Origin of the sequence: Mesorhizobium sp. L103C119B0 (assembly GCF_000502235.1) — a bacterium.
GTDB lineage: Bacteria > Pseudomonadota > Alphaproteobacteria > Rhizobiales > Rhizobiaceae > Mesorhizobium.
This window is the reverse complement of record NZ_AYXE01000003.1, coordinates 570,863-589,234: the sequence shown is the minus strand read 5'-3', so window position 1 is coordinate 589,234 and position 18,372 is coordinate 570,863. Positions and strand designations below refer to the sequence as shown.

The window sequence follows — 18,372 nt, the reverse complement described above, 5'->3', positions numbered from 1 at the left end:
ACCCTGTTCCATGGGCACGCCTCCCCAAATCCGTAGGTACAATCCCTTGATGAGCCTACACTAATATACCAAAGGTGTATAGCTAAACGTTACAGCCGAGCACAAGACCGCCACGGGATGCGGCAAGCAAGGAACGCAGTTTTGATTTAACAGCAGACTTTAGCTTGCTGGTATAAATGCAAGATTCGGTGCAGTGCTGAAGGCCGCCACGAATCCCACATCCAGCCGAATACGTCGCTGCGAAGTTTTCAAGATCCCGTCTGCAATCGTTGAGAACAACTATGAACTAGGCCGACTCCACCCAAATGGGGGTTTCGTAGCACAGCCGATCGCCGGAATATGCGGATTCAAACGGCAGTTTAGCCGGACAACAATGGCGAATGCCAGATCTGAGCATCGGGGATGAGCATCTCAAGCGTCAGCACACTCTGCACACCGGTTCAAGCGGTTCCGGATCGCTTTCACCCGGACTGAAGAGAATCGGAAGCGATCCTACCGTTTGGGCAAAGCATGACCGATTTCCGACTGCATTGAAGTATCCGAGGAGGGTGAAATGGCCGACAAATTCGGAACGAATGGCAACGACGTGATTGTCGGCACTGCCGAAGACGACTTCATCATAGGTGGGCCGCAAGGCGGCGACCCTGCTCTTGAGATTGGTGATGACGAGATCAGCGGCGAGGATGGGAATGACTATATTCAGGGACTTGGCGGTGATGACACGCTGACCGGTGGCGACGGCAACGACAACCTCATTGGCGGCGATGGCGACGATGCGCTGAACGGCGGCGCCGGCTACGACTATCTCGATGGTGGTGCGGGCAACGACACGCTTGACGTGGGCGCCGATGGCGGCCAGGCGCAGGGCGGCGACGGCAACGACACGCTGATTGGTAGCGGCGCGATCGACCAGCTCTTTGGCGGCGCTGACGACGACACGCTCGAGGGCGGCGACGACAATGACACGCTCTACGGCGGTGAGGGCAACGACACCATCAATGCGGGCGCCGGCAATGACACGCTCGCCGGCGACGACACCTACAGCTCCACCGGCAACGATATTCTAAACGGCGAAGCCGGCGATGACACCATCTATTCCTATGGTGGTGCTGACACGATCGACGGCGGCGACGGCAACGACACGGCAACGATCGATCGCTCGACGGCCATCACGGCATTCAACATCAACATGGCCAGCACCACCAGTCCAACTGCGGTCGGCGACGGCACGACCTTCGTCAACGTCGAGAGCCTGCAGTTCACCGGTGGTTCCGGCAACGATGTGATCACCACCCTCGGTGGCAGCGACCAGCTTTACGGCGGCGATGGCGATGACACGCTGAGCGGGGGTGCCGGCTACGACTATCTCGACGGTGGCGCGGGCAACGATACGCTCGATACCGGAGCCGACGGCGGACAAGCCCAAGGAGGCGCGGGCAACGACACCATTCATCTTTCCGGAATGCTCGGGGACTTTCAGATCACCGCTTTTTCCGACACCAATGTTCAACTCCTCGATCTGAGGACGTCTACCTACACGACCGTCTATGCGGTGGAATCGTTTGTGTTTTCCGATGGAACGCGAACATTTGACGCGTTGAACCATTCACCGGCCAGTTTGGCTCTCTCAAGTGCAACAATTGCCGAAAACAGCACGAATGGCACTGTTATAGGCACTCTGTCAGCGATCGATGCTGATGTCGGCGATGCGCTTACCTACAGTCTTGTTGATGACGCAGGGGGCCTATTTGCCATTTCCGGCGACCAATTGGTGGTCAACGGGCCACTGGATTTCGAAGCGGCGACTTCTCACGAGGTTCTTGTTCGTGTCACTGACACCGCAGGATATACCGGCGACCGACTATTCACAATTGGTGTCACTGACATCAACGATACCGTGAATCAGCCACCGACAGACATTTCGCTTTCTGCCGATTCTGTCGCCGAAAACAGCGCGCCCGGCACGATCATTGGGGCGCTCGCTGCGACTGACTCCGACTCGGGGGAGACGCTGACCTTCATGCTACCCGACGACGCCGGCGGCACATTCGCCATCTCCGGCAACGATCTCGTCGTCAGCGGTCCAATCGACTTCGAGGCGGGCCCGACCCGTCAGGTGACGGTGCGGGTCACCGATAGTCAGAACCATACCTACAACGAGACCTTCACCATCAATGTCAGCAATGTGAACGAGGCGCCGGTCATCACCTCCAATGGCGGCGGGGGGACTGCGACGATCAACTTGGCCGAGAACACGACGGCGGTGACAACGGTGACCGCGAGCGATCCCGATGCCGGGACGACGCTGCCCTATGCCATCGCCGGCGGCGCAGATGCCGCCCTATTCAGCATCAATGCGACGACCGGCGCGCTGAGCTTCGTCAGTGCGCCGAACTTCGAGGCGCCCGGAGATGCCGGTGGCAACAATGTCTATGACGTCATCGTGTCGGCCTCCGACGGAACCCTCACCGACACTCAGTCGATCGCGGTGACGGTGACCAACCAGAACGAAGCGCCAGCTATCACCTCCAACGGTGGCGGTGACACGGCTCAGGTCTCGGTTGCCGAGACCACAACTGCAGTCACGACAGTCACGGCGACGGATTCCGACGCCGGGACGACGCTGGCCTATGCGATCGCCGGCGGCGCCGATGCCGCGCTGTTCAGCATCAATGCGACGACTGGCGTGCTAGGCTTCGTCAATGCGCCGAACTTCGAGGCGCCCGGCGATGCCGGTGGCAACAATGTCTATGATATCATTGTCTCTGCCTCCGACGGAACCCTCACCGACACTCAGTCGATCGCGGTGACGGTGACCAACCAGAACGANTGTCTCTGCCTCCGACGGAACCCTCACCGACACTCAGTCGATCGCGGTGACGGTGACCAACCAGAACGAAGCGCCAGCTATCACCTCCAACGGTGGTGGTGACACGGCTCAGGTCTCGGTTGCCGAGACCACAACTGCAGTGACGACAGTCACGGCGACGGATTCCGATGCCGGGACGACGCTGGCCTATGCCATCGCCGGCGGCGCCGATGCCGCGCTGTTCAGCATCAATGCGACAACTGGCGCGCTAAGCTTCGTCAATGCGCCGAACTTCGAGGCGCCCGGCGATGCCGGTGGCAACAATGTCTATGATATCATTGTCTCTGCCTCCGACGGAACCCTCACCGACACCCAGGCCATCGCGGTGACGGTGACCAACCAGAACACAGCCCCGGTCATTACCTCCAACGGTGGCGGGGCGACTGCGACGATCAGCTTGGCCGAGAACACGACGGCGGTGACGACAGTGGCGGCTTCCGATCCCGATGCCGGGACGACGCTGGCCTATGCCATCGCCGGCGGCGCCGATGCCGCGCGGTTCAGCATCAATGCGACAACTGGCGCGCTAAGCTTCGTCAATGCGCCGAACTTCGAGGCGCCCGGCGATGCCGGTGGCAACAATGTCTATGATGTCATTGTCTCTGCCTCCGACGGAACCCTCACCGACACTCAGTCGATCGCGGTGACGGTGACCAACCAGAACNGTCAGTGCGCCGAACTTCGAGGCGCCCGGAGATGCCGGTGGCAACAATGTCTATGATATCATTGTCTCTGCCTCCGACGGAACCCTCACCGACACTCAGTCGATCGCGGTGACGGTGACCAACCAGAACGACAATGTGCCGGTGTTCTCCTCGGTCACGACGGCCAATTTCGCCGAGAACGCCACCGGCACGGTCTACGACGCCAATGCCAGCGACGCGGATAATCTCGGGGCGCTGACCTACACACTGTCAGGCGCTGACGCAGCGCTGTTCAATGTCGATGCCGCGACCGGCGTGGCCACCTTCAAGAACGCGCCCGACTTCGAGACCCGGCTCGATCAAGGCGCCAACAATGTCTACGACATCGTCGTCACCGCTTCCGACGGCACCCTCAGCACTGACCGCAGCGTCGCCATCACGNGCCAACAATGTCTACGACATCGTCGTCACCGCTTCCGACGGCACCCTCAGCACTGACCGCAGCGTCGCCATCACGGTGACCAACCTCAACGACAATGCACCAGTGTTCAGTTCGGGCACGAGTGCAAACTTTGCGGAGAAGGGCACGGGTGTGGCCTATGACGCGAACGCCAGCGATGCCGACAATCTCGGCGCGCTGACCTATTCGCTGGGCGGCACTGACGCTGCGCTGTTCGACATCAATGCGTCGACGGGCGAAGTCACCTTCAAGGCGGCGCCTGACTTCGAGGCTCCGGCCGACGCCAGCAGCAACAATGTCTACGACATCGTCGTCACCGCTTCCGACGGCACCCTCAGCACTGACCGCAGCGTCGCCATCACGGTGACCAACCTCAACGACAATGCACCAGTGTTCAGTTCGGGCACGAGTGCAAGCTTTGCGGAGAACGGCACGGGTGTGGCCTATGACGCGAACGCCACCGATGCCGACAATCTCGGCGCGCTGACCTATTCGCTGGGCGGCACTGACGCTGCGCTGTTCGACATCAACGCCTCGACGGGCGAGGTCACCTTCAAGGCGGCGCCGAACTTCGAGGCCCCGGCCGATTCAGACGGCAACAATGTCTATGACATCGTCGTCACCGCTTCCGACGGCCCACTCAGCACCGACCGCAGCGTCGCCATCGCCGTTACCAGCGTCCTCGAAAACCATGTCATCAACGGCACGCCTTTCGACGACTATCTGGTCGGCACAGCCGAAGCAGACACCATTAACGGTCTGGAGGGCCATGACACGCTGATCGGGGGCCAGGGCAACGACATTCTCAATGGCGGCGGACAAAACGGTGACCTGGTCAACTACGCCGACGAAGGTGGCGGAGGCGCGGTCGTCGTAAACCTGGCCGAAGGTACGGCAACAGACACTTTCGGCGACACTGATACGCTGATCGGAATATCTGACGTTTTCGGTACTGATCAGGCCGACACAATCGCGGGAAAGAACGCCGGCGAAGGTTACGAGGGTTTCTACGGATTTGCCGGTAATGACACCATCACCGGCGGCTCGGGCGACTCCTGGGTCTACTATGATCGAGACGCCAGCTTCGGCGGTAGCAACGGCGCCACCGTCAACATCTCGGACACTGAACAAGGCGGTCAGGCCGCCAACACAGCTACGGATGGCTTCGGCGACACGGACACGTTGACCAACATCAACAAGGTTCGCGGAACTGAGTTCGCCGACACGGTCTTTGGAGGTGACCAAGACTTTAGTCAATTCCAGATGGGTGCAGGCGCCGATTACGTGGACGGCGGCGCCGGCGAGGATATGATCGACTACAAATTCGACAATGATGGCGGCACGGCTACCCACGGTGTAATCGTCAACCTTTCCGGCACGACCCAAACCTCGTTCCTTGGAACCGTTGGACCGCACAGCGCGATAGATCTCTTTGGCGACACCGATACTCTGGTCAACATAGAAGACGCCCGCGGATCTGAATTCGCCGACTTCCTCTTCGGCAACGCCGGCGACAATGTCCTGATCGGAGAAGCTGGGGACGACACGCTGATCGGCAACGGCGGCGACGACACATTCATCGGCGGTGCAGGCAACGACACAATGGACGGCGGCTCCGGGGCCGATACGGTCAACTACGGAGCCGAAACTGGCGCCAACGGAGTGTATGTGAACCTTCTTGGACGAGCTCCGAACTATCCTGTACTTATTGGGCCAGATGGAAACACCTTGGACGTAGATACCGCCTACGACACTTTTGGCGATAAGGACAGCATCCCCAACATCCGGAACGTTGTCGGAACCAGCTACAACGACATCATCTACGGCGGCAACCACGATAACATCCTGCAGGGTGGAGCGGGAGACGACATCCTGCTTGGCGGCGGTCGGGACGACACGCTAGATGGCGAGGATGGCATTGACACCGCCATATACCGCGGAAACCGGTCTGACTATATCGCGGTCGCCAATGCCGACGGCAGTGTCACAATTACCGATCTGCGCCCTAACCCAGTCGATCCGGTCAACAATGTCCTGAACGATGGCACGGACGTCGTGCGCAACATCGAACTGTTCCAATTCGCCGATGGGACCGTGAGTCTCTCGGACTTGTTAACGGCTGCGCCTCCGACAAACCAACCACCCGTCATCACCTCGAATGGGGGCGGTGACGATGCTTCGATCAGCCTGGCCGAGAACACGACCGCGGTGACAACTGTGACAGCAACCGATCCGGATGCTGGTGACACGTTTATCTATTCGATCATCGGAGGGTTTGACGCCAATCTGTTTTCGATCGACGGCCAGTCGGGCGCGCTCTCGTTCGTGACGGCGCCAGATTTTGAGAACCCGAACCTCAACGGCGGGATCTTCGATCAGTACTACTCGGTTGTCGTCCAGGCCGACGATGGCCATGGCGGCCTGGACACACAGACCATTACGGTCACAGTGATCAACGCCAACGACAATGCTCCGGTGTTCAGTTCGGGCCCGAGCACAAATTTTGTCGAGAACGGCACGGGCGTCGCCTACGACGCCAACGCCTCAGACGCCGACAATCTTGGTGCGCTGAGCTACTCGCTCAGCGGCACCGACGCTGCATTGTTTGACATCAACGCCTCGACCGGCGAGGTCACCTTCAAGGATGCGCCCGACTTCGAGGCTCCCACCGATTCAGACGCCAACAACGTCTACGACATCGTCGTCACCGCATCCGACGGCACGCTCAGCACCGACCGCAGCGTCGCCATCACGGTGACAGATGTGCCGAACACCATCATCGGTGATGAATTTGACAACGTGCTTGTTGGCACAAGCGAAGACGAAACGATTCTTGGGCTCGGCGGAAACGACACGATCCTGGGAGGAGGAGGCGACGACAACCTGCGCGGTGGATCAGGGTCAGATATCCTCGACGGCGGCGAAGGAAACGACGTCATCCATTACGGCGTTCTGGACAGTTCGTTGGGTGACACGATCGATGGCGGAGATGGAATCGATACTATCTCGGTCGAAGGGAACAACAGCGACCTTTACCGAACAAGCATCTCGGGCGTTGAGCGCCTGGCATTCGACACCACGTCAAGCGCAGGGGTGTGGCTCAGTAGCGATGATGTCGGAGCGGGTCAGATAAATACCTTCGTGGGCAGCGCATTTTTCGACCAGGTATCCGTGCGTATCACTTCGCTATCGGGAGGAACGGCCGACCTTAGTACCGCTGTATTCCAGAACTGGGGTCCGAATGACAGTGTCGAGCTGATAGGTTCCAACGCCAATGACGTGCTTATTGGCTCCGTGGTTGGCGACGTCATTTTCGGGAGTCTTGGCGCAGACACCATGCAAGGTGGCGCAGGGAACGATACGTTCAGCTTCAACCCGGGGGATGTCGCAAGTAGCGAGTCAATTGACGGTGGGAGCGGAACAGATCAGCTACTTATCTTCGGGAACACCGACTTTCGCTCGGCAACGCTTAGCTCAATGGAATCGCTGACCTTCGGCGGATCAGCGATTCCTGCAACCGTCACTTTTTCCTCGACGCAGATCGGAGCGGGATTGTCTCTGAACGCTTCCGTCGTGGGCAACGCCGGGGCCAACGCGATCAACCTCTCGATGGATGCACCGGGAACTCTCGATATCGGAGCTTGGACCTTCTCGAACTGGAGTTCCAATGACTCTATCTTCGTGGGCGGGTCGTCATCGGCAGACACGCTCATTGGATCATCCCAAGCAGACGAGATTCAGGGCAACTTCGGCAACGACATTTTGATAGGCGGTGATGGTGATGACCAACTCGCCGGGCAATATGACGTTGACACCCTCACCGGCGGCGCGGGCGTTGATACGTTTGCCGGCAGCGTCACCGACTGGAATGGAGACCGGATCACCGACTACGAATACGGCGAGAAAATCATGGTGGCCTTCGGATCGGCCTCGCAGAGCGACTACCGTCTTCGCACGACTGCGACAGACACCTTCATCGATATCGATGGAAACGGCGACGGGACTTTTGACAGTACAATCGTTCTCTCCGGCCAGATCCACGGCACGTTGGACGTGACAGCAGCGGCCAATCCTGACTACGCCCAACTTGTGATCACACCGAATTCCGCTCCGGCTATCACGTCGGATGGCGCAGGCGACACAGCTCAGATCTCCATTGCAGAGAATACGACGGCGGTGACAACGGTCACGGCAACCGATCCGGATGCAGGCGACACGCTTACTTACTCGATCGTCAGCGGCGCCGATGCTGGGCTATTTCAAATTGATGCGACGACGGGCGTCCTGAATTTCCAAAACGCTCCAGACTTCGAAGCCCCGGCAGACAGTGGCGGCAACAACGTCTACGACCTCACGGTGCAGGTCTCCGATGGGTCGTCCGTTGATAGTCAGTCGATCGCCATTACCGTCACGGACGTTGCGGGCCAGACAATCACGGGTACGAACGGCGCTCAGACTCTAACCGGAACCCCGGAAGTGGACACCATTTCGGGGCTTGGCGGCAACGATACTCTCATTGGGCTGGCCGATAGTGATTATCTCAATGGCGGCGCCGGCGCCGACACCATGCTTGGCGGGACCGGCAACGATACCTACGTCGTCGACAACACTGGCGACATCGTCGACGAGACCGGCGGCGACGGCACCGATCTGGTCCGCTCGTCAATCGCGTTCAGCCTGGCCGATGCGCTGCATGTCATTGGCGACGTCGAGAACCTGACGCTGACCGGNGGCGGCGATGCCGAAGGCGACACCTTCTCCAGCATCGAGAACCTTCTGGGCTCTGCCCAGAACGACACGCTCGAGGGCGACGGCAACAACAACGTGCTGAACGGCGGCGCAGGCATAGATACGCTGAGCTACGAGCACGCGGCCGCGGCCATCACGATGAGCCTTGCGACGACGGCGGCCCAGAACACGATTGGCGCCGGCAGCGACACAGTCTCAGCCTTCGAAAACCTGGTCGGCTCGGCATTCGGCGACACGCTGACGGGCAGCACGGCGGCGAACGTCATCTCCGGCCTGGGCGGCGACGATGTGATCAATGGCGGCGCCGGCGCCGACACCATGCTTGGCGGGACCGGCAACGATACCTACGTCGTCGACAACACTGGCGACATCGTCGACGAGACCGGCGGCGACGGCACCGATCTGGTCCGCTCGTCAATCGCGTTCAGCCTNGCCAACGTGATCACCGGCAACACCGGCAACAACACTTTGGCTGGGCTGGGCGGCGCCGATACGCTGATCGGCGGCGCAGGCACCGACACGGCTAGCTACGCGGCGTCGGCGGCGGGTGTAAACGTCAGCCTGATGACCGGTGTGGCTCAAGGCGGCGATGCCGAAGGCGACACCTTCTCCAGCATCGAGAACCTTCTGGGCTCTGCCCAGAACGACACGCTCGAGGGCGACGGCAACAACAACGTGCTCAACGGCGGCGCCGGCATAGATACGCTGAGCTACGAGCACGCGGCCGCGGCCATCACGGTGAGCTTGGCGACGACGGCGGCCCAGAACACGATTGGCGCCGCCAGCGACACAGTCTCAGCCTTCGAGAACCTGGTCGGCTCGGCATTCGGCGACACGCTGACGGGCAGCACGGCGGCGAACGTCATCTCCGGCCTGGGCGGCGACGATGTGATCAATGGCGGCGCCGGCGCCGACACCATGCTCGGCGGGACCGGCAACGATACCTACGTCGTCGACAACGTAGGCGACATCGTCGACGAGACCGGCGGTGACGGCACCGATCTGGTTCGCTCGTCAATCGCGTTCAGCCTGGCCGATGCGCTGCATGTCATTGGCGACGTCGAGAACCTGACGCTGACCGGTACCGGCAACGTGGCCGGCACGGGCAATGCGCTCGCCAACGTGATCACCGGCAACACCGGCAACAANACCTACGTCGTCGACAACACTGGCGACATCGTCGACGAGACCGGCGGCGACGGCACCGATCTGGTCCGCTCGTCAATCGCGTTCAGCCTAGCCGATGCGCTGCATGTCATTGGCGACGTCGAGAACCTGACGCTGACCGGTACCGGCAACGTGGCCGGCACGGGCAATGCGCTCGCCAACGTGATCACCGGCAACACCGGCAACAACACTTTGGCTGGGCTGGGCGGCGCCGATACGCTGATCGGCGGCACGGGCACCGACACGGCCAGTTATGCGGCCTCGACCGCCGGCGTGGACGTCAGGCTGACGACCGGTGTGGCGCATGGCGGCGATGCCGAAGGCGACACCTTCTCCAGCATCGAGAACCTTCTGGGCTCTGCCCAGAACGACACGCTCGAGGGCGACGGCAACAACAACGTGCTCAACGGCGGCGCCGGCATTGATACGCTGAGCTATGAACACGCGGCCGCGGCCATCACGGTGAGCTTGGCGACGACGGCGGCCCAGAACACGATTGGCGCCGCCAGCGACACANGGCGGCGATGCCGAAGGCGACACCTTCTCCAGCATCGAGAACCTTCTGGGCTCTGCCCAGAACGACACGCTCGAGGGCGACGGCAACAACAACGTGCTCAACGGCGGCGCCGGCGATGATACCATGCGAGGTCGGGGCGGAAACGACACCTACATTGTCGACAGCGCCAACGACACCGTCGACGAGAGCGTCGCCAATTCGACGGGAACCGATACTGTCCAAGCCTCGATTTCGTTCAGCCTGTTGAACTCGGCTCGTGTCCTTGGCGTCTTCGAGAACCTATCATTGACGGGCAACGCCGACATCGACGGTACGGGCAATTCCGCCAACAACGTCCTAACCGGTAACGGCGGAGCCAACGTTCTGGATGGCGGCGCCGGGAACGACACGCTCACGGGCGGCCTGGGAGCCGACACCTTCCGCTTCAGCACTGCCCTCAATGCCTCGACCAACAAGGACACCATCACGGATTTCAACGTCGCCGACGATACCATCGCGCTGGAACACACGGTGTTCACAGCGGTCGGAAGCCTAGGGACCTTGGCGCCCGAGTCATTCCATATCGGAACGGCGGCGGCCGACGCTGACGACCGTATCATCTACAACTCAGCGACCGGAACGCTCACCTACGACACCAACGGCAACGCGACAGGCGGGGCGGTACAGTTCGCAAATATCGGCGCCGGACTCGCGCTGACCAACGCCGACTTCATGGTGGCGTAGGCGGTAGGGGGAAACCGATGGGCACGGGGCAGATTGCGATGACGCCAGGGAACGAACTGAGAGCAGCATTCTCGCACTGTAAGGGTGCGTTGCTCTGTGTCGGCGCCTTCTCGGCTGTGGTCAATATTCTCGGCCTGACCGGGTCGCTCTACATGCTACAGGTCTACGACCGCGTGATGCCATCGCGGAGCATCCCGACACTGGTCGGCATGACCATCGTCATGGTCTGGCTCTACGCGGCTTATGGCCTGCTCGACTTCGTCCGTCTCCGTCTTCTGGTAAGAATAGGCAACACACTCGATCACAGGCTTCGCCGGCAGGCCTTCGAGGCATCGCTGCTGTTGCCCCTCAGGACTGGGCATGATGGAGCGCGCGTCCAGCCCGTTCGCGATCTCGACCAGATACGCTCGTTTGTGTCGGGACCCGGACCCACGGCCTTCTTCGATATGCCCTGGATTCCCGTATACATCGCGTTCATCTTTATGCTGCATCCATGGCTCGGCATCCTTGCCACGGCTGGGGCGACGGTGATCGTTCTGCTCACGCTGGTTGCCGAAGCGTTGGGCAGGGCACCGGGTCGGAGGGCGACAGAATCGGTCGTCGCACGCTCGGCCTTCTCGGACGCAGGCCGCCGCAATGCCGAGATCATCCGGGCGATGGGCCTTTCGGTGCGGTTCGCGACGTTCTGGAGCCATCAAAGCTCCCGCTTTCTCGCGGATCAGCGGCGGCTTTCCGACATTGTTGGCTTCACCAGCGCCATGTCACGGACTCTCAGGATGATGCTTCAATCGCTCATGCTAGGTCTCGGAGCCTATCTTGTAATTTCGGGAGAAGCGACGTCGGGCGTGATTATTGCCTCTTCGATCATGCTTGGCCGTTCGCTGGCACCCGTGGACGTCGCCATCGCGAACTGGCGCGGGTTCATTTCGGCTCGCCAGAGCTACGGCCAGCTCTCCAGGACCCTCAAGGGCTTCGCCGACCGTAGCCAGCCGATGGCGCTGCCGCGTCCGCACAACGTGCTTTCGGTGGACAGCTTGGCCGTAGCCGCGCCCGGCCAGCAGAAGCCTGTCATACAAAACGTGACGTTCGTGCTCCGCGCGGGCGCGGCCCTTGGCGTGATCGGGCCGAGTGCGTCGGGCAAATCCACCCTGGTGCGCGCATTGGTTGGGGCGTGGCCTTCGCTGCGCGGAACAGTGCGTCTCGACCATGCGGCCCTTGACCAATGGGACCGCGAGGCGCTCGGTCGCGACATCGGCTATCTTCCCCAGGACATCGAACTGTTCGACGGGACGGTTGCCGAAAACATCAGCCGCTTCGACGGGAACGCCTCGCCGAAGGATATCCTGGCCGCAGCCCAGGCTGCCGGGGTGGACAAGATGATCCTTTTGCTACCGGACGGGTTCCAGACCCGCGTCGGCGAGCGCGGCACCGCCCTCTCGGCAGGGCAGCGGCAGCTCGTCGGACTGGCGCGCGCTCTTTACGGCGAACCTTTCCTTGTCGTGCTCGATGAACCCAATTCGAACCTCGATTCCGACGGCGACGATTCGCTGGCAATCGCGATCCATGGAGTGCGTCAGAGGGGAGGGATCGTCATCGTCGTTGCACACCGCCCCTCCGCGCTGTCAAACGTCGACCAGCTCATGGTCATGGCGGCTGGAACCATCCAAGCCTTCGGGCCAAAGGAAGCCGTGCTCGCCGCTGTCACAACCGCCGCGGCCGCCCAGCGTTCTGAAGCAGCTGTCAATCGCCATGGTTCCACCGTCGTTCCATTGCATGCGGCGAGTGAGCGCCATGTCTGAGGAATGTGTGTCGCAAGGTTCCAGAAACGGAGGTCCTCCGTGTCCGAAATGATCTCGCCGTTCAGGCTTCCGGGCTCCGGCTCAGTGTACGCCTCCGAGAAATCTGGCGAGGGCATTCGGGCAAACGTCCTGATCGGACTGGCGGTCTCCGTTGTGCTTGTCGGCGGCGTCGGCGCGTGGGCCGCAACGACCTCGATTGCCGGGGCTGTGATTGCATCGGGCACCGTGGTCGTCGAAAGCAGCGCCAAGAAGGTGCAGCACCAGACCGGAGGCATTGTTGGAGCCATCAACGTCCGCGAGGGCGACCGCGTGGCAGCGGGCGACGTCATCGTCCGGCTCGATGAGACCCTAACGCGAGCGAATCTCCAGATCATCGCCCAGCAGTACGACCGCACTATCGCGCGCCAGGCGCGGCTGCAGGCCGAACGGCTGGGGCTTCCATCGATCGAGTTTCCGGAAAGCCTCGTGAAACGGATGGCCGAGCCCGATGTGGAACTCTTAGTTGCCGGGGAGAAGGCGCTCTTCGAAAGCCGGACCAACGCCGGCGCCGGACTGAAGTCTCAGCTGGAGGCCAGGTCGGGGCAGCTGGCAAGGCAGATCGAGGGCTTGGCGGCGCAGCGAAAGTCGATGGATGACTCGGCGACGCTGGTGGAAAGGGACTACAACAGCCTGAAGGGGCTCTACGACAAGAAGCTGGTGTCGCTGGAAAGGGTGAGCCAGCTCCAGCTCGAACTGTCGCGCCTGCGCGGCGAGTCCGGGCGCCTCGCGGCGGCAATCGCCGAGACCGAAGGCAAAATCAGCGAAACCAGGCTGCAGGCCCTTCAGGTCGACGAGGACATGCGCAAGGACGTGAACGAGGAACTGCGCGAGCTCGACGGCAAGGAGGTAGAACTCGTTGAGCGCAGGGCCGTTGCGCAGGACCAGCTAGCGCGGACCGAAATCCGCGCTCCCCAGTCAGGATTTGTCCAGGAGCTTGCCGTCCATACCGTCGGCGGCGTAATCAGTCCCGGAGAGACAATCATGTTGATCGTCCCCGAACAGGACAGGCTCGTTGTCGACGCCATGGTCGCGCCTGCCAGCATCGATGACATCGAGCCAGGGCAGCCCGTCTCAATACGCTTCTCCGCGTTCGACGCGAATACAACCCCGGAATGCAAGGGCACCGTGCAGAGACTCTCAGCCGATCTGATCAAGGATCCGCAACGGCAGATTTCCTATTTCGTGGCGAGGACGACGCTCGACGACCAGAAGTCATGCCTGCGTGGTAGCAGGCGGCTCCAGCCCGGCATGCCCGCAGAGGTCCACATCCAGACGGGCGATCGCAACGTTTGGTCCTACGTGATGAAGCCTTTGTCGGATCAGGTTCACCGAGCGTTCCGGGAGTAAAGGTCGTCGATATGAATGCGGCGGTGTGTATCCGATTCTTCGTTCCCTGTTAGACCGCGATCATTTCCCTGTCTAGTAACTCCAGGGGTTCTTTGGTGGCGCCGGATCGCCCTCTGGATCGTGCAAGCCATCCGGCTCGGGGAAGAGGTTTTGCTCCCGTAGGTTCGACGTCAGCTCCTCAAGCTCGTTCTGCGCTCCCAAGTGCGCCAGCCGGTGTTCCGCCCAGGCGATCATGCGAAGATATTCGGAACTCGCTTGCGGGAGAAATTCAGCGGCCTTGGCAATCGTGGCGCGAAGGTCGGCCGCTTCGGGGGTGACGCAACCCAGCCGCAACGCAGATCAAAGTCAAGCAAGGGGTGCGCATTACAGCCCTCAAGATCCGAGTCGCTTCCCTGTTAGTGCGCTTTTGTTTCCCTGTTAGGCCGAATAGGGAATTTCCTCCCAAGAGTTTGAACCTGCTGCTGAATTTAAGGTCGAATTTGGCTCGGATACCGAAAATCGCCGAGAATTCGCTGTTTTTAGGCGCGTAACAGGGAAATTCAGACAGAGACAGGTTCGCTCCAGACTGCCACCACCACCAGTTTATTATATATCAATACCTTACGCCTAATTATTTGAGTTTGAGTTGAGCGTTATCGGGTAAAATCTATGGCTTCTGGGCAAAATGGTTTTGGGGCCCGTTCGTCAATTTTCTCCATCTCGTTGATGGCACTGTCACACCTAGCTCAAGCCCCCTGGGTTCGAAATACCCTGCAAGGATGCCTGCGGCAATCGGCGGCAACGACGTGCAATTAGGCGGGTTCTGAACTCGGCCGCAGTCTCAAAATGCGCTTGCCAGTTCGGTTGATCTGTGCGGATCTGGCAGCCAATTCCGACAGAATTCTCTTACCCAGCCCGGACAGGTAAAGGCTGAGGAAATCATGAGAATGGTAATCGGTAATGTCCCCAACCGCATCGTTTTCCATCGGTCGTGCTTTGAAATAGATCTCAATCGCGACCGCGACGGCGCCGTGTACTTGACGCCGGTGCAGCTCAAGGCGTGGTGAGAGCCGCCACCAATCGAAGTCCTCGAGGTCTCCTTTCGGGTGCATGACGCGTTTTTACACACGTGGGCTCGACCCCTACTTGGGTGAAGTGTCGGAAACGCAGCGTACTCCTTTCAACGGGCAAGAATTGCAGCGGAATCGACGCGGGCAACCGAGCGTTCAGATTATGTCAGCCCTGCGCGCCAATTGTTCGCTTGTCATCACGGATTGCAGGTGGTGCCGAATATCCGGCAGCAGCCCGGTGACGCTCCGATTGTGCCGTTGGATGCAAGTGAAAAAAACTACCGGGCAATCAAAGCAGACATTTCTGGACTGTTTGCCGACCGGGGCGGAGTTTGGTGTAACGCTTGAACTTCAGCCAGGACCGAAATGGCCTTACCGTCCGATCCAGATCACGACGCCCGCGAAACACTTCGACTGATCGGTCCCGATCCGCAAAATTGGGTGCCGGATCGGGAGGGCATCGACCACAATGTCTTTGTCGTTGGCGGCGGGCAGACGGGCGCGACCTTCGCCTTCGCGTTGAGGCGGGCCGGCATCGGCAAGGTCACGGTCATCGATGCGGCGCCGGATGAGGGCAAGGCCGGCATCTGGCTCACGCATGCGCGGATGAACCGGCTGCGAACACCAAAGGGCCTGCCGGGACCGGAACTCGGCCTGCCGGGCCTGAGCTTTCAGTCCTGGTACGAAGCGCGCCATGGTGCCGAAGCCTATGCCGGCTTCGACCGCATCGCGCGGACGGATTGGGCGAATTACCTGAAATGGTATCGCGACTTTCTCGGCATTGGCATTCGCTACGGCACGCGTCTCCTTCGCATCGAGCCGGCTGACGGGTATCTTCGCCTCCACCTCGATGCCGGCGGCACGCCATTGATCGAAACGGCGCGGAAGATCATTCTGGCCAATGGCTTTGGCGGCAGCGGCGGTCCAATGATACCGGCGGTGCTCGCTGCTCTGCCCCAGGTCTTTGTCGCACACAGTTCTGCGGCAATCGATTTTGCCTCGCTCAAGGGCAAAGCGGTCGCTGTCGTCGGGTCGGCGGCTTCGGCATTCGATGCGGCGGGAACAGCCCTTGAGGCCGGCGCGCAATCGGTGCGCCTGTTCGCGCGGCGCACCAGTATCGCCAGCGTGCCGATCAACCGCGTGCGGGGTTATCCCGGCGCCTATGACAACTATCCGCGCTTGCCCGATCCGGTGCGCTGGCGCCAGGCACTGCGCTTCCGCGAGGCCGGTTCGACGCCACCGCCCCATGCCGTGGAGCGGGTGGTGCGGCACAAGAATTTCCACCTGCATCTCGGTGCCCCCTGGACGAATGCGGATATCGACGGCGGCAAGGTCGTCACCGACATCGGCGCCGAGACGTTCGCTTTCGACTTCGTCATCGCCGGCACCGGCTATTTCGCCGACCCGACGCGCAAGCCGGAATTTAGCGATTTCGCCGCCTCGATCCGGCTGTGGCGTGACCAATACGCGCCGGCGGAAGGCGAACTGGATGAATTTTTCGGCGCCCATCCCTATCTCGGCCTCGGCCATGAATTCCTCGAGAAAGCGCTGGGGGAGGCGCCGTTCCTGAGGAACATCCACGTCTTCAATCCAGGCGGCTTCGTCAGTTTCGGCCTGCCGATAGGCGATGTTCCGTCGATCAGGCGCGACGTGCCGGCTGTCGTCGCCCGCATCAGCCGCGATCTCTTCCTTGCCGATCTCGACAGCCATGAGAGCCGCATCACCGGCAGCCATCCGGCCGAGTTCGGGGAGGAGGCCTACGCCTCTGCCGTCTGGCGGCCGGCACAGACCATTGCGGCGGAATAGACGCATTCCATGGACAAACGCATGACCTTCAGCCCTGACCTTTCCGACCCGTTCGTCGCCACGGCGGTCGAGCTGCGCACCATCTTCGATCGCGATGCGGTGGCGCGCGACAAGGCCGGTGGACGACCGGTCGAGCAGATCCGCCTGCTCAAGGAAAGTGGACTGCCGTCGGCGCAGATTCCCAAAAACTATGGCGGCAAGGGCGCGCCCTGGCTGTCGGTGCTGCGCGTCGTGCGCGAATTTGCCCGCACCGATGGTTCGCTAGCCCATCTCTACGGCTACCATCATCTGCCGCTCAACGGCGTGTTGTTTCGCGGTACGGACGCGCAGAAGGACCAACTGCTGACACGCTCGGCCCGCGAGAACTGGGTCTGGGGCAATTCCGGCAACGCCATGTCGAAGACCTCTACGGCCAGGCGCAACGGCTCGGGCTGGATCCTGAACGGCTTCCGGCCGTTCTCTTCCGGCTCGCACATCGCCGACTATATCCAGGTGGCATGGGAAGACGGCCAGGACCGCCTGGCAGCTGCGATCCCGGCCGATCGTGAAGGTATCGTCATCGAGGATGACTGGGATGGCGTCGGCCAGCGGCAGACGGGTTCCGGTAAAGTCACGTTCAAGGATGTGCATATCGGTGATGACGAACTGATCGGCTCGCCCGCCGTGCCGCTGACGCCGTTCCAGACGCTGATTTCACTCTTCCAGCAGGCGGTCCTGCTCAACCTCTTCGTCGGCAGCGCGCAAGGAGCGCTGAGCGAAGGCCGCGACTATACGGTCTCGCAATCGCGACCCTGGGTCTATTCCGGCTATGAGAACCACACCGACGATCCGTTCGTTCAGCGCAAATATGGCGATCTCTATATCCGCACGCTGGCTGCCGCCGAACTCGCCGATGTGGCGGCGCGCAGCCTCGATGCCGCCTATGGCAAGGGCGAGGCCTTGACCCTGGAGCAGCGCGGACAGACGGCGATCGACCTTGCCACCGCCAATGTCTATGCCGGGCAAATCGGTCTCGACGCATCGAGCGAGGTCTTCGAGGTGATGGGCGCCCGCTCGGCCACCAAGGCCAATGGCTATGACAGGTTCTGGCGAAATGTGCGCACGCACACGCTGCACAACCCGGCCGAATACAAGAAGCGCACCATCGGCACCTGGTTGCTGACCGGGGAATTCCCGGTCGGCGGGTTGTATCGCTGAGGAGGC

Annotated in this window: 8 protein-coding genes; all 8 read left to right on the top strand. The window is 61.1% G+C overall.

Features of this window, described 5'->3' with window-relative positions:
* The first annotated feature begins 553 nt into the window (after positions 1-553).
* The 8 genes from X728_RS1000000170165 (at position 554) to X728_RS159095 (ending at position 18,366) form a co-directional block, all read left to right on the top strand.
* Positions 554-2,932, top strand: coding sequence for a cadherin domain-containing protein (locus tag X728_RS1000000170165; protein ID WP_023830934.1), 2,379 nt, complete (start codon positions 554-556; stop codon positions 2,930-2,932).
* Complete coding sequence (locus tag X728_RS1000000170160) at positions 2,883-3,590, top strand: cadherin repeat domain-containing protein (protein WP_196815055.1); 708 nt, start codon at positions 2,883-2,885, stop codon at positions 3,588-3,590. The genes X728_RS1000000170165 and X728_RS1000000170160 overlap by 50 nt, the downstream gene beginning before the upstream one ends.
* A 440-nt stretch (positions 3,591-4,030) precedes the next feature.
* Complete coding sequence (locus tag X728_RS01000000166440; protein WP_032897311.1) at positions 4,031-10,525, top strand: cadherin domain-containing protein; 6,495 nt, start codon at positions 4,031-4,033, stop codon at positions 10,523-10,525.
* On the top strand, positions 10,500-11,129 hold the full coding sequence (locus tag X728_RS1000000168450; protein ID WP_196815053.1) for a calcium-binding protein: 630 nt from the start codon (positions 10,500-10,502) through the stop codon (positions 11,127-11,129). Before X728_RS01000000166440 ends, X728_RS1000000168450 begins: the two co-directional genes overlap by 26 nt.
* A 17-nt stretch (positions 11,130-11,146) precedes the next feature.
* The gene (locus X728_RS159075) at positions 11,147-12,928 is read left to right on the top strand and encodes a type I secretion system permease/ATPase (RefSeq protein ID WP_081732335.1); all 1,782 of its coding nucleotides are present in this window, start codon (positions 11,147-11,149) and stop codon (positions 12,926-12,928) included.
* Between the two features lie 48 nt (positions 12,929-12,976).
* Positions 12,977-14,314 carry an HlyD family type I secretion periplasmic adaptor subunit gene (locus X728_RS159080; protein ID WP_023830930.1) on the top strand — a complete coding sequence of 446 codons (1,338 nt, stop codon included), beginning with the start codon at positions 12,977-12,979 and terminating at the stop codon, positions 14,312-14,314.
* 1,415 nt (positions 14,315-15,729) lie between these two features.
* Entirely contained in the window at positions 15,730-17,169 is a 1,440-nt protein-coding gene (locus tag X728_RS159090) for an NAD(P)/FAD-dependent oxidoreductase (RefSeq protein ID WP_023830928.1), read from the top strand.
* Between the two features lie 21 nt (positions 17,170-17,190).
* A complete protein-coding gene (locus X728_RS159095) occupies positions 17,191-18,366 on the top strand; it encodes an acyl-CoA dehydrogenase family protein (protein WP_023670851.1) in 1,176 nt (391 codons plus the stop codon).
* Positions 18,367-18,372: the final 6 nt, after the last annotated feature.